The organism is Microbispora sp. KK1-11, from assembly GCF_006874435.1.
In the GTDB taxonomy this organism is placed as follows: Bacteria; Actinomycetota; Actinomycetes; order Streptosporangiales; family Streptosporangiaceae; genus Microbispora; species Microbispora catharanthi.
Map to the genome: position 1 here is coordinate 16,205 of NZ_VIRJ01000010.1, position 11,993 is coordinate 28,197.

Annotated in this window: 10 protein-coding genes; 5 read left to right on the forward strand and 5 right to left on the reverse strand. The window is 73.8% G+C overall.

The window, feature by feature from the left end:
* Positions 1-151: 151 nt before the first annotated feature.
* On the reverse strand, positions 152-1,465 hold the full coding sequence (locus FLW16_RS16230; RefSeq protein ID WP_260615314.1) for a deoxyribodipyrimidine photo-lyase: 1,314 nt from the start codon (positions 1,463-1,465) through the stop codon (positions 152-154).
* Between the two features lie 542 nt (positions 1,466-2,007).
* Between FLW16_RS16230 and FLW16_RS16235 the strand changes: the two genes are divergently transcribed.
* From FLW16_RS16235 to FLW16_RS16255, 5 genes are read left to right on the forward strand one after another with little or no spacing between them, the layout of a single operon-like run.
* A complete protein-coding gene (locus FLW16_RS16235) occupies positions 2,008-4,542 on the forward strand; it encodes a hypothetical protein (RefSeq protein WP_185949443.1) in 2,535 nt (844 codons plus the stop codon).
* Positions 4,543-4,581: 39 nt separating this feature from the next.
* Entirely contained in the window at positions 4,582-5,562 is a 981-nt protein-coding gene (locus FLW16_RS16240; RefSeq protein WP_142560880.1) for a MinD/ParA family protein, read from the forward strand.
* Positions 5,562-6,314, forward strand: coding sequence for a hypothetical protein (locus FLW16_RS16245; protein ID WP_142560881.1), 753 nt, complete (start codon positions 5,562-5,564; stop codon positions 6,312-6,314). The genes FLW16_RS16240 and FLW16_RS16245 overlap by 1 nt, the downstream gene beginning before the upstream one ends.
* Positions 6,315-6,333: 19 nt before the next feature.
* Positions 6,334-8,517, forward strand: coding sequence for a hypothetical protein (locus FLW16_RS16250; protein ID WP_142560883.1), 2,184 nt, complete (start codon positions 6,334-6,336; stop codon positions 8,515-8,517).
* A 55-nt stretch (positions 8,518-8,572) separates the two neighbouring features.
* A complete protein-coding gene (locus FLW16_RS16255; RefSeq protein ID WP_260615316.1) occupies positions 8,573-8,815 on the forward strand; it encodes a CDGSH iron-sulfur domain-containing protein in 243 nt (80 codons plus the stop codon).
* A 48-nt stretch (positions 8,816-8,863) separates the two neighbouring features.
* On the opposite strand, the gene FLW16_RS16260 is transcribed toward FLW16_RS16255, so the two are convergent.
* Genes FLW16_RS16260 through FLW16_RS43700 form a run of 4 tightly spaced genes read right to left on the reverse strand, consistent with a single transcriptional unit; the run spans position 8,864 to position 11,888 of the window.
* The gene (locus FLW16_RS16260) at positions 8,864-9,919 is read right to left on the reverse strand and encodes a glycosyltransferase family 2 protein (RefSeq protein ID WP_142560885.1); all 1,056 of its coding nucleotides are present in this window, start codon (positions 9,917-9,919) and stop codon (positions 8,864-8,866) included.
* Positions 9,916-10,956: an iron-containing redox enzyme family protein gene (locus tag FLW16_RS16265; protein WP_142560887.1), complete on the reverse strand. Its 1,041-nt coding sequence runs from the start codon at positions 10,954-10,956 to the stop codon at positions 9,916-9,918. The genes FLW16_RS16260 and FLW16_RS16265 overlap by 4 nt, the downstream gene beginning before the upstream one ends.
* Positions 10,956-11,693: a class I SAM-dependent methyltransferase gene (locus FLW16_RS16270; RefSeq protein WP_142560889.1), complete on the reverse strand. Its 738-nt coding sequence runs from the start codon at positions 11,691-11,693 to the stop codon at positions 10,956-10,958. The genes FLW16_RS16265 and FLW16_RS16270 overlap by 1 nt, the downstream gene beginning before the upstream one ends.
* Positions 11,694-11,744: 51 nt before the next feature.
* On the reverse strand, positions 11,745-11,888 hold the full coding sequence (locus FLW16_RS43700) for a hypothetical protein (RefSeq protein WP_185949444.1): 144 nt from the start codon (positions 11,886-11,888) through the stop codon (positions 11,745-11,747).
* Positions 11,889-11,993 lie beyond the last annotated feature (105 nt).

Consider the following 11,993-nt stretch of genomic DNA (forward strand, 5'->3'; position numbering starts at 1 on the left):
GCCCTCGGCGACGGCCGCGATGAACCGGTCCACCGCCGTGGCGACCGCGTCCGGCGCCTCCACGGGCAGCGGGTGCCCGCTCCCGGCGACGACCTCCAAGCGCGCGTGGGGAAATGCCGCCCAGGCGCTGGCGGGACGGGCACAGCGGCCGTCACGCCCTGAGCTCACCGCCGAGGGGAGAGGAGGGGTAACCCGGCACCCCGCCGCGTACCCTCCACGGCTCGTGGACCAGGTCGCCGGGCAGCGACGCGAGTTCGGGAACGTAGCGCCGCACGTACTCCCCTTCCGGGTCGAATCTCTTCGCCTGCCGCAGCGGGTTGAGCGTGCGGTAGGGCCGGGTGTCGTTGCCCGTCCCCGCGACCCACTGCCAGTTGCCGCAGTTGTTCGGCATGTCGCCGTCGAGCAGCCACTCGGCGAAGTGCTCAAGCCCGGCCCGCCAGTCGATCCCCAGCCGTTTGGTCAGGTAGGAGCCGGTGATCAGGCGCACCCGGTTGTGCATCCAGCCCTCGGCGCGAAGCTGGCGCATGCCCGCGTCCACGATCGGAATCCCGGTCGCGCCCTCCCGCCAGGCGGCCTCGGTCTCCTCGTCGCGCCGCCACTCCACGTCCCTCGGCCGGTAGTCGCGCCGGCCCATGTCGGGGAAGGCGTCGACGACCTGGTAGTGGAAGTCGCGCCAGCACAGTTGCCTGACGTACTCCTCGCCGCCCGGCCGTTCGCAGGCGCGGTCCACCACCTCGGCCGGCGACACGCAGCCGAAGTGGAGGTAGGCGCTGAGCATGGAGGTGCGCCCCGCCATCCGGTCGCGGGTCTCCGCGTAGGAGGCCAGGCCGTCGCCCACCCACCGCTCCAGCCGCCGCCGCGCCTCGCTCTCCCCGCCCCGCACGATCCCGTACGGCTCCGGGGATGCCTCGGACAGGACGCCCGGGTCGACGCCGGGCGGCAGGCACAGGCGGTGGGGTGCGCCGAGGACCGGCCGTCTCGCGGGGGCCGACCAGGCCCGCCAGTAGGGTGAGAAGACCCGGTAGTGGCTCCCGCCGCCGGGTCGCAGCGCGCCGGGGGGCACCACGGTCACGCCGGGGAAGAGGCGGAACTCCAGCCGGTGGGCCCGGCACTCCTCCGCCAGGCGCCGCTCCCGCCGCCGCGCCAGCGGGCTGACGTCCTCGCTCGCCCAGATGGCCGACGCGCCCGCCTCCCCGGCGACCCGTACGGCGTGGGCCACCGGGTCGCCGTGCCGTACGACCAGGTCCCCGCCGAGCGCGCGCAGGGACGACCGCAGGTCGTGGAGGGAGGCGTGGAGGAAGTCACGGCGGTGGCGGGCCCCGATCGCGGGGTCGAACACGAACAACGGAACGACGTGCCGGGCCACGGCGCACGCCTCGGACAGCGCTGGGTGATCATGAATGCGCAGGTCCCGGTTGAACAGCACGACGACGGTCTCCACGCGTACCTCTTCGCCGTCGATCACGCCGACGGTTGCGGCTCCCGAGTAAATCAGGAGATCGTTTCGTCGTACGGCGGAGGCTGCTTCAGGCCGAGACCGAGCGTGCGCATGCTGTAATGCCGAAAAAGCATGGAAAGCTGGTTATTCCCCGGAAATATGAAGGCTATTCACATCGGATGTGGCTAACGGATGACGGATGAAAGGCGGGGGCGGAAACCCGTCCACCGCCGGGTGTGCTCGGTGCGTGAAAACAGAATGAAAGGCCAGGTCATCCGGCTGGCGGGGCAGTGGAAGCGGGTATGATCCGCAACTTCTCCAGACAAGTCGGGAGACGATAACGGTGCCGCGACTGGGCCCCTTTCGGATGACCATATCGGCGTTATTTGCGGCTTATCCTCAACTCAGGATTTCTCTGGTTCTTTTCCTTCCCAACACATCGCAGTCAGTCTAAGATCTCGTTCTATGTATCGGTATGCATCAAGATTTCCTGTTAGGCAAGTGCGATGCCTAAGTCGCAGGGATGCTCTGGCCGAACATGACGCCGTCGTCATCCTCACCCCGATCCGGTGCGCATGAATCCGCCCGCCGGGGATGTGACGCTCGACCCCGGCCGGGGGATGGCATGGGTGGACGAGCACGGCGCCCACCTCGTCGACTACGCCTCCGGCCACCTCGAGTCCGGTCCCATGCTCGCGGCGGTGATCGCCGCGCTGGAGTCGTGTGCCGCCCGCGAACGGCCTGGGAACGTTTCAGACCGGGCCTGGCTGCTGTCCGCGCTGCGCCGTGAGGTCGCCACCGGCCCGGGGCGGGGATTCCTGCCCGGACCCGGTCCCGGCGGGCCCGACCACCTCGCGGTGCGGCGCGCGTGGCGCCTGGCGGACCCCCTGGGCGCGGAGACGCTGCTCCTGCTCTACCGCCACGAACTCCCGCTTCGGGATCTCGTGTACGTGCTCGCCCTGCCGCTGAAGGAGGCCGGCAGGCTCATCGCGCGCACCCAGGACGTGGTGGAGATCCTCGTGAGCGGGCTGGACGGCCTCGCCCGGGGTCGTCCGATCTGCCCGGAGATCGCGCCGCTGGCCGCCGCCGTCTTCCCGGACGAGCACGGCGAGGCGGCCGACTTCGGCGCCGCCCGTACGGCGCTGCTCCGGCACATCGTGACGTGCGTGGTGTGCAAGCGGCCCATCAACATCCGGTACACCGTTCCGCAGATCCTCTCCCGTCCTCCGGTCGCCGACCTCACGCCCGAGACCAGGCAGCGGCTCCTGGACGCCCTGAACAGAGCCAGGCCCGCACCGGCGGAGCGGACGGGGCATCGGCCTCCCTCGTCGTTCGGCATGCCGCTGTCCGCTCCCGTGGACACCGCGCCCGCTCCCGCCATCCCCGCACCGGCGTTCCCCGCGTCGTCTCCGGCCGCTCCGCCGCTGGTGCCGCCCGATTCCGGCCTGTCGCCGGCCGTGTCCCGTGAGGAGTCCCGCCCGCCGTCCAGGGAGGACAGAGCGCACAGGGAGGACAGGGAGGTCACGAGACCCGGCCACGTGATCCCGCCCGCGCAGCCGGAGGCGCCGCGTCCTGCCGGCCCTGCGGCCGACACTGTGGCGAACCCTGTGGCGAACCCTGTGGCGAACCCTGTGGCGAACCCTGTGGCGAACCCTGTGGCGAACCCTGTGGCGAACACCGCGGCCGACACTGCGGCTGGCGCTGTCGCCGGGGCTGGGGCTGGCGCTGCGGCCGGTGCCGGGCCCGAACTGCCGGAGCGCCCGGTGCGGGCCATCTCCCAGGAGGACACCCAGCCGAGCCTGCCGTGGCCGCCGGGGACGCTGAAGTCACGCGGCGCGCGACGGCCCAACCCGTTCCCCGGGTCGGGCGCCTCCGTATCGCCTGGGTCCCGTGGGGCCACCGGCTCACCCGGCTCACCCGCGTCGCCGGGGTCGCCGGGCGCGGGCTCGCCCGGGCCTGCCGGGCCGGCCGGGTCAGTCGGGCCGGTTGGGCCGGTTGCCGGGTCGGCGGGGCCGACCGGGGCGGCACGGGGGGCACACCCGGCCTCCGTAGAGGGCGGCGCGCTGCCGCCGGGACAGGACACGCCTCTCTACAACGCGCTGCTCTCGCAGATCAGGGCGAGGGAGGCCCTGGCGCATGCCGCCGAGGCGGTTCCCGCCCCCACCCCCGCCTACGCCGCCGATGTCGCCGACACGGCGGGGGAGGCGGACCTCACCCACAGGCCGCTCGCCGGTGCGCAGATCAGGATCGTCGAGGTCCTGGCCCGGGTCGGCACGCTGCTTCGGGCGACCGCCTTACGGATCGTCATCGTCGTCGTCGCGGGGGCGGCGGGGACGGTGGCGGGAATCAACCTCTTCGCTCCTGCCCCCCAGTCCCAGAAGGGATCGCTGGAGGCGAGCGCCGCGCAGACGTCCGCCGATCCGCCGGGAACGGGGACGGGCGCGAACCCCCGGGCGGCGGACGGCGTAGCGACAGAGGGGGCGGCGACCGGCGGGACCACGGCGGGCGGTGCGGCGGTGGGTGAGGGCGCCACGAGTACGGCCTCGGGCACGCCGCGGGCCACGGTGACGGCGACCGCCGCGGGGGGCGCCACAGCCGGAGGTGCCGCGCAGCCCGGCGGGCAGAGCACATCGCAGTCCGGCGGACAGAGCACCGCGGCCGGGGGTGCCGCGCAGCCCGGTGGGCAGGGCACCGCGCAGCCTGGCGGGCAACAGGGCACCGCGGCCGGGGGCGCCGCAGGCGGGGGTGCCACGCGGCCCGATGGACAGGGCGCCGCCCCGGACACCCCCGCATCTCCCGGCGCCTTCCTGATGGGCGCCTGGGGCGTGCAGGCGCCGTCCGTCGTCACACTCGACGCGTTCGGGAGGGGGACCCTCACTCTCTCGACGACCTCCGGAAAACCCGTGAAATGGCGGATATCGGCTCCCGGCCTGGTGGTCGAGCCGTCCAGTGGAACGCTCAAGCCCGGGCACACCGACGTGCTCACCGTGCGCGCGTTGCGCGTCCGCTACTGGTGCGGGGTCCCCTCGCCCGTGACGGCGCCGCTCGAACTGCATGCCCCGAAGGGCAAGGGCACCGCCACCGTGCGCTGGAGCACCTGCTGACCACCGCCGTTTCCTCCCGTCCTCGGTGAAAGGACCCTTATGACCGAGATTCGCACTTCGGCGCCCACTCCCGCCGAGCAGTTCCCGGAGAGCGTGCCTCTCACGGCAGAACATCTGTTGACCAACCGCCGTATAGAGCCCACCGGCGGATGGAGGCGGCTCGTCTACCAGCTCTCCGGCGGCCGGATCATCCCCTCGGAGTCGGCGGCGGAGCTGGAACGGCGCACGCTGATCGCCCAGGCCCAGACGCCCGTCGCCAGCGGTCACCACAGGATCGCGGTCATGAGCCTGAAAGGCGGGGTGGGGAAGACCACGACGACGGCGGCGCTGGGCAACACGCTGGCCTCGCTGCGCGGTGACCGGGTGATCGCCATCGACGCCAACCCCGACAGGGGGACGCTCGGCATCAAGGTCAAGTCGGAGACCGCGGCGACGATCCGGACCCTGCTGGCCGAGGCGCCGCACATCGTCCGGTACGCCGACGCCCGCGCGTTCACCTCGCAGTCGTCCGCCCGGCTGGAGGTGCTCGCCTCCGACACCGACCCGGCCGTCAGCGAGGCGTTCAACGCCGAGGACTACCGTACGGTCGCCAATCTGATCGAGCGTTACTACTCGATCTGCATCACCGACTGCGGCACCGGGCTCCTGCACGGCGCCATGGGCGCCACGCTGGAGCTCGCCGACCAGATCGTGCTGGTCACCATGGTCGCCGTGGACGGCGCGAGCTCGGCCGCCGCGACCCTCGACTGGCTCACCGCCCACGGCCACGGCCACCTCGTCAAAAACGCCATCGTCGTGCTGAACGCGGTCGAGCCCAAGTCACACGTGGACGTCGACCTGCTCGAACGCCACTTCGCCGGACGCTGCCGCACGGTGGTGCGGGTGCCGTTCGACCCGCATCTCAAGGAGGGCGCGGAGGTCGACCTTGCCCGGCTGCGGCCCACCACCCGTGGCGCTTACCTGCGCCTCGCCGCGGCTGCCGGGCAGGCGTTCTCGCAGCGGCAGGACCGGAGCAAGTAGTGGGACCGGTCATCCCCGATCCGGCGCTCGACTGGGACCTGGGACCGCCGCGACGGTGGGATCCCCGGCACCTGATCGTCGCCGTCGCGGGGGTCGTCACCGTCATCGCCGTCGCGGTGATCGTGCTGCAGACCCGGCACGCCGAGGCGCCGTCCAGGCCTGCGCGCGTCGCCGCGCCGTCCGTCGCGATGGCGGCGCCCACCGGTCACGAGGGCGACGGAGGCTACCCCGTCGGCTTCCCCCACACCGAGATCGGGGCGGCGTCCGCCGCGGCCGCCGCCCTGGAGGCCGCCTGGACGCTCGACGTCGGCCAGGCGGAACAGGCGGCCGCGCTGTACGCCCCGCCGGACCAGCGTGAGGCGGCACGCGAGGGTGCCCGCGACGCCGTACGCGGCTGGCGGGAGACCCTCGGCCTTCCCGCCGAAGGCGAACTCCCCGCCGGGGCGGCCCTGCGGACGCAGACGATCGGCGTCCAGTGGAAGGTCCGCTCCGAAGAGCAGGTGCAGGTCTCCGTCCTGGTGCAGGTGACGGCGACCAAGGGCGCCGGTGCCACCGGCCCCGTCTACTCCAGCCCCTACGCCATGAGCCTGCTGATGGCGTGGAAACCCGACATGCGCGGTGCGGACAAGGGCGACTGGGTGAACATCCCCGACCCGACGCCTCCGTCCGTGCCCGCAGCCGCTCTCCCAGGGACGCCCGAGTTCGCCGCGGCGGGCTGGAAGTCCCTCATCGGTCCCCGGCCCACTCCCTAGATCGAGGAAGAGCCCCTCAATGACCCCCCGAATGTCCTCCCGGCGCGCCACCCTGGTCTCCGGCCTGCTCCTGGCCGCGGTATCCGCGACCGGCGGCGTCGTCGTCGCGCAGCCCTGGACCGCCGTGGCCGAGCCCGGCCGGGACGCCCCCCCACCGATAGAAGGCGCCGCCCCGCCGGCCGCGCCCACCTCCGACGAGCCCGGCGACGCCTCGTCGTACTCGTCTGATTCGACGTCCGATTCGGCGCCGGATTCCTCGTCGGGCGGCTCCGACGGCGTGCGTGACAGCGCGCATGACGACGCCGCGATCGCCCCGGACGACGCCGCCCCCGAGAGACGGACGGCGGTCAAGGCCGGCTCGGGTTCCTCCGGCGGATCGTCCGATGCGGCCCGCGACTCCTCCGGCGCCTCCCGTCGCTCCTCGCGCGGTTCCGACGGTGCGTCGGGTGCGGAGCAGAGTTCGTCCAGCGATCCGGGTGATTCGTCCGGCTCGGCGCACGACGACTCCTCCGAGGACACCGCCGACGTGCCCGACGACACCACGATCGCACCGGGCCACGCCGCGAACGGGCCCGACGGTGCCAGGAACGCATCACGCGGTGCCGGGGGCGCGGCCGGCGACGCCGCCCCCGAGAGACGGACGGCGGTCAAGGCCGGTTCGGGTTCCTCCGGCGGATCGTCCGATGCGGCCCGCGACTCCGCCGGTAGCTCCGACGGCTCGCCGGGGAGGTCGCACGAGTCCGCTCGATCTTCCTCCCGTTCGTCCGGCGACGCCCCGGACACCGGGTCGGGCGGCACCTCCACCCGCGACAGGACGGCCCACGAGTCGCGTGACCAGGACCGCCAAGGCCGAAGCCCCGTTACGGGCGACCGGGCGGCGCGCGAGACCCGTGATCAGGACCGCCAAGGCCGAAACCGCCCCACGGGCGACCGGACGGCTCGTGAGACCCGTCATTACGGCCACCGGTCCGGGTGGACCAGTGCCGACCGGCCGGTCGGCACCTCGCGCCACGCCGGCAACGGCCGCGCCGAAGGCTCCACCCCGCCTCCGGCCACTCCGTCGCCGTACACGCCCGGTGGTACGGCGACGCCGCCCGTGTCCTCGCCGTCGGCTCCGCAAGGACCCGTCCCCACCGCGAGCAGCGCTCCCATGACGAGGGCACTGTCCGCGCCGATGGGGCTGAGCAAGCCGGAGCCGAACGGCGGGCCGAGCGCGGCGGCTCCGACGCCGACGGCGGGCGGTGCCACCGCGACTCCCGGCCAGACCGGCCAGACCGGCCAGACAGGCCAGGGGGTGCCGGCGCCGACCGCGAGCAGCGGGCCCATCGCGACCGCGCCCAAGGCGGGCAGTGGGCCCACCACGACCCCGATACCGCAGGCCAGCCCCCTCGCGACCGTCTCGGTGGGTGTCTCGCCCAACCCTGGCTCCACGGCCACCGCTGGACCGACCGACAAGCCGACCGACAAGCCGAAGCCGACCGACAAGCCCACCTCGAAGCCGACGGACAAGCCGAAGCCGACGGACAAGCCCACCTCGAAGCCGGCCGACAAGCCGAAGCCGACGGACAAGCCGACGCAGCAGCAGGCTCCGGAGCCCAAGCCGAGCGCGACCGTCACCTCGACCGCGCTTCCCGCCGCCACTCCGCCCGCCGCCACTCCGCCCGCCGTCCCGCAGGCCGGCGATACGGCGGCGCCGACACGGACGGCCCTTCCGCCCGCGACGCCCACGGTTCCCGCGGTTCCCACGGCCGTGCCGACGTCCTCGGACAGCCCGGCGTGGGGGATTCCCGCGCCCTCGCTCACCGGCCGGTCCGCGGCGGTGCCGCCTCCCGCGGGCGGGCAGCCGCCGACCGCGCCGATCGCGATCCCGGGATATCTGCCGCTGCCGCCGCTGGTCGCCCAGGCGCATGATCGATGCGGGGACGACGGCACGGACGGCTGCTGGAGCCTGGCGCCCTGGCGGAGCCGTACGTCCGGGCACTCCCACGAGTTCTCGGGCGGCGGGCAGACGGGCGGCACGGCGACGCCGCGGTGGGCCTTCGCCCCGCCGAGCGTGAAGTCGGGCGTGCCCAGCCCGTCGGGCGTCCCCGGCGCGTTCAGCGCGCCGTTCGCCGGGTTCGCACTCGCGGCGGAGGAACCGGACGCCGGCCGGGCCGGGTGCTGGGCCTTCAGCCCCTCCGCCCACTGCGCGAGATGGGACTGACCGTGCGCCGCTGACCACGTGTTATGCCGTCACCGTCCCGGGCAGGCTGCACCGCATGGAGCACATGGCGGAGGACCCGGCCACGGTGACGGCGGTCACGGTGACGCCCTGCGAGGACGGCCCGCTGCTGGTGCGCGGGCCGTTCACGCTTGTGACGCAGGACGGGCGGCGCATCGATCCGGGCAGGACCACGGTGGCGCTGTGCCGCTGCGGCCGGTCCTCGACCAAGCCGTTCTGCGACGGCTCTCACAAGGCGGGCGGCTTCCGCGCGACGAGCGAGCCCGACCCGACCGGCTGACGAAGCCCGGCCGCCGTCCGGCAAAGCCCGATCCGAAGGGGCGGACGCCTAGAGTGCCCGGCGGCGGAGCCGGCGCGTCGAGTGCGCGGCGACCCGCAGGCGCCGCCCCGCGTACGGCACGCCGCCGAGCGCGAACCTGGCGGCCAGAGCCGCCCAGCTGCAGGTGGCGCGTTCGAGCACCCAGACCGGCGCGAACAGGCTGGCCGTGGCGGGGAAGACCCGGCGGCCTCCGGCGCGGCGGCGTCCGATCTCCGCCAGGCCGACCGCCGCCACCGCGCTCGCCGCGATCAACTCCGGCCGCCGTCGCCACAGAGCCGCGCCCACACAGGGGAGGACGGCGAGGAAGACCGCCATCCGTGCGGGCTGCGCCAGGTCGTCGTACGCCTGCCGGACCCGCTGGGACCAGAACCGGCGGGCGTCGGGCGGCAGGCGTCGCACGTACAGGTCGAGCGGGCGGACCTCCCGGCCGCCGTGGGCACGGACCGTGCGGATGAGTTCCAGGTTCTCGAACAGCACGTCACCGTCGTAGCCGCCCATCTTCTGGAACGTCGAGCGGCGTACGCCGAAGGTCCCCGGATAATCCGCCCCGAGGCCGCGATTGAGCAGGGTGCGGGCGCTGTCCCAGCGGGCGTGCCAGGGGAGCGGGCGGAAGTGGTTCTGCGGGCGGACGAGGTCGGCGTGGTCGAGCAGGGCGTGGACCCGGGCGAGCGCGCCCGCGTCGTAACGCACGTCGTCGTCGGCGATGACAACGTGCTCGCTCCGGGCGCGGCGCATGCCGGTGAGCACGCCCGCCACCTTGCCGTTCGCGACCGTCAGGTCGTCGTCGGGCCGCACGTGCTCGGCGATGCCGCGCCACAGGCGCGCGTGCCCTTCGAACAGCGGCGACGGCGAGCCGTCGACCACCACGATCCGGGCGTGCCGGGACAGGCCGCGCAGGTAGCCGGTCAGCTCCGCCAGCCCGGCGTCGTCGTGCCAGCGCAGCGGCAGCACGTAGTCGATCTCCGTTGTGACAGGGCCCGGCTCTGTGACGGAGCCGGAATCTGTGACGGGGCGCGACTCTGTGACGGGGCCCGGCTCGGGCGGGCGGCGGCCGCGCGTGGTCATCGCATCGTCACCTCGGCGTCGGCCCGCCACTCCGCCTCCCACAGGGAGCTGCGCCCCTCCTGCCAGCGGCCCAGCAGATGCTCCGCGAAGAGCCGGTCGAGGGTCAGCGCGCAGGCGGCACCGTACAGGATGTCGCCGGTCAGGCCGGGGTGTTCCGCGGCGAACGCGCCGCACATGTCGTGCGCGGCGATCTGCTCGTGTACGGCGTCGGCCTGCACGTGCTCGTCGTAGTAGCGGCGCGCGCCGGCGTCGCCGCCCAGCCGCCGCAGGCCCTGGCTGTAGCGGCGGTTGGGGAGCGACGAGGTCATCTCGAACGCCGCGAGGTGCCCGAGGAGCGCGCCCCGGTGGTGGCGGTGCAGCCCGAACAGCGACATGACGTTGCTGATCGCGAGCGTCACGCCGGGGACGCTGCCCAGGTAGGCGCCGTAGGAGTCGTCGAGGCCGAGGCTCCGCATGGTCGCGCGGAACAGCTCGGCGTGCATGCGCTCCGGCCTGCCCCCGCCGTACTCGTCGGACTGGATCTCCACAAGCGCGGCCTTCGGCCGCCCGAGCAGGCGCGGGATGCCCCACGTGTGGGGGTCGGCCTCCTTGAGCTGGTAGATCGACCGGTGGACCACGAACTCGCGGAACTGCGCGGCGTCGCCCCTCCCACGCAGGTACGCCGACAGGGAGGGACCGTCGTCGGCCGCCACCAGCGCCGCCAGGGCCCGGGGCACCTCCCGCGGCGGCGGAGCGGGCGGGCGGGACACGCGCCCGGCCAGCCACCCCTCGAACCACGTCTCCAGGCGCTCCCGCAGGGCCAGCACCGACGGGTTCCACTCCCAGCGGTCGTCGACGCCGTCGAAGCCCTGGTAGTGCAGCTCGTAACAGACGAACAGCGCGAGCTGGGCGTCCTCGTCGCCGCACGAGTCGCCGCATGAGCCGCCGCGCGGGTCGCCGTACGGATCGGCGGGGGGCGGGCCGAAAGCGTGAGGCGGCCGGGCCAGCTCCGCGAAGAGCCGGTCGGTGAGCGGGCCTCTGGGCGCGGGTAACTGCATCAGCTCTCCAGCAGGCGGTAGACGGACACGTGGGCGCGGCTGTCGTCCGTGAAAGGGGCGCCGGACCAGTCGGCCCAGCGGTGCTCCCGCGCCATCCCCGCGAGGCGGGCCATGAGGTCCAGCTCGCACGGCCAGGCGTAGCGGTGGTTGGCCGGCAGCAACCGCAGGCCGTCCGCGGTCATCCGCAGTTTCGTCGTGTGCATGAACTGCTCGGCCGGGCTCAGCCGGGCGGCCTCGACGACGACCTCGTCCTCGCCGAGCGACAGCAGCCGCAGTGCCGTCCGGTCGCGGAAGGCCGCGGGGTCCGGCACCCACGCCTCGATCACGAAGCGCCCCCCGGGCCGCAGATGGGCCGCCGCGTTGTGGAAGCACCGCACCTGGGCGTCCTGGGAGGGCAGCGCGAAGACGGTGTTGACGGCCAGCAGGACGAGCGCGAAACGCCCCTCGACCCGCACCTTGGAGAAGTCGCCCACTGTGACAGGAATGCGGTCACCGCCGGGTTTGCCGCGAAGGACCGCCACCATGTCGGGCGACCCGTCGACACCCGCCACGGCCAGGCCGCGGGCGGCGAGAGGGAGCGCCAGCCTGCCGGTGCCGATCCCGAACTCCAGGACGGGCCCTCCCTCGGCCAGCCGGAAGACGCGCTCGACCGCCGGACCGGCGGGCAGGTGCTCCACCATCTCGTCGTAGATGTCGGCGATCGTCCGCCCGTACGCGGACGCATCGAACTCCCCCATGCGTTCCCCCCAACACGACCGGCACGCGCCATGGGGCTGCCGGTCGGCCCGTCACGCCCCCAGGTCGCGGGCGACCGTGTCGAGCCGGTCCGCGAGCTCGCCGAGCCGCCGGTCGTCCACCGGGCCGTCTCCCAGCAGGCTCTCCAGGTCGCGCCTGCCGGCGATCACGAGGCCCTCGGCGCGCGGCTCCGGCACGACCTCACACCGCCCGCCCACCAGTACCAAGGTCGCGTCGGGCGACGGCGACTCCAGCAGCGCCCGGACCTCGTCCCGGCCGACGACACCCCTGACATCTCCTTC

What these genes read in the sequence shown, in the direction of transcription:
- FLW16_RS16240 (WP_142560880.1), top strand. Translation starts at nt 4,582, where the DNA reads ATGACCGAGATTCGCACTTCGGCGCCCACTCCCGCCGAGCAGTTCCCG.
- FLW16_RS16270 (WP_142560889.1), bottom strand. Translation starts at nt 11,693, where the DNA reads ATGGGGGAGTTCGATGCGTCCGCGTACGGGCGGACGATCGCCGACATC.
- FLW16_RS16255 (WP_260615316.1), top strand. Translation starts at nt 8,573, where the DNA reads ATGGAGCACATGGCGGAGGACCCGGCCACGGTGACGGCGGTCACGGTG.
- FLW16_RS16260 (WP_142560885.1), bottom strand. Translation starts at nt 9,919, where the DNA reads ATGACCACGCGCGGCCGCCGCCCGCCCGAGCCGGGCCCCGTCACAGAG.
- FLW16_RS16250 (WP_142560883.1), top strand. Translation starts at nt 6,334, where the DNA reads ATGACCCCCCGAATGTCCTCCCGGCGCGCCACCCTGGTCTCCGGCCTG.
- FLW16_RS16265 (WP_142560887.1), bottom strand. Translation starts at nt 10,956, where the DNA reads ATGCAGTTACCCGCGCCCAGAGGCCCGCTCACCGACCGGCTCTTCGCG.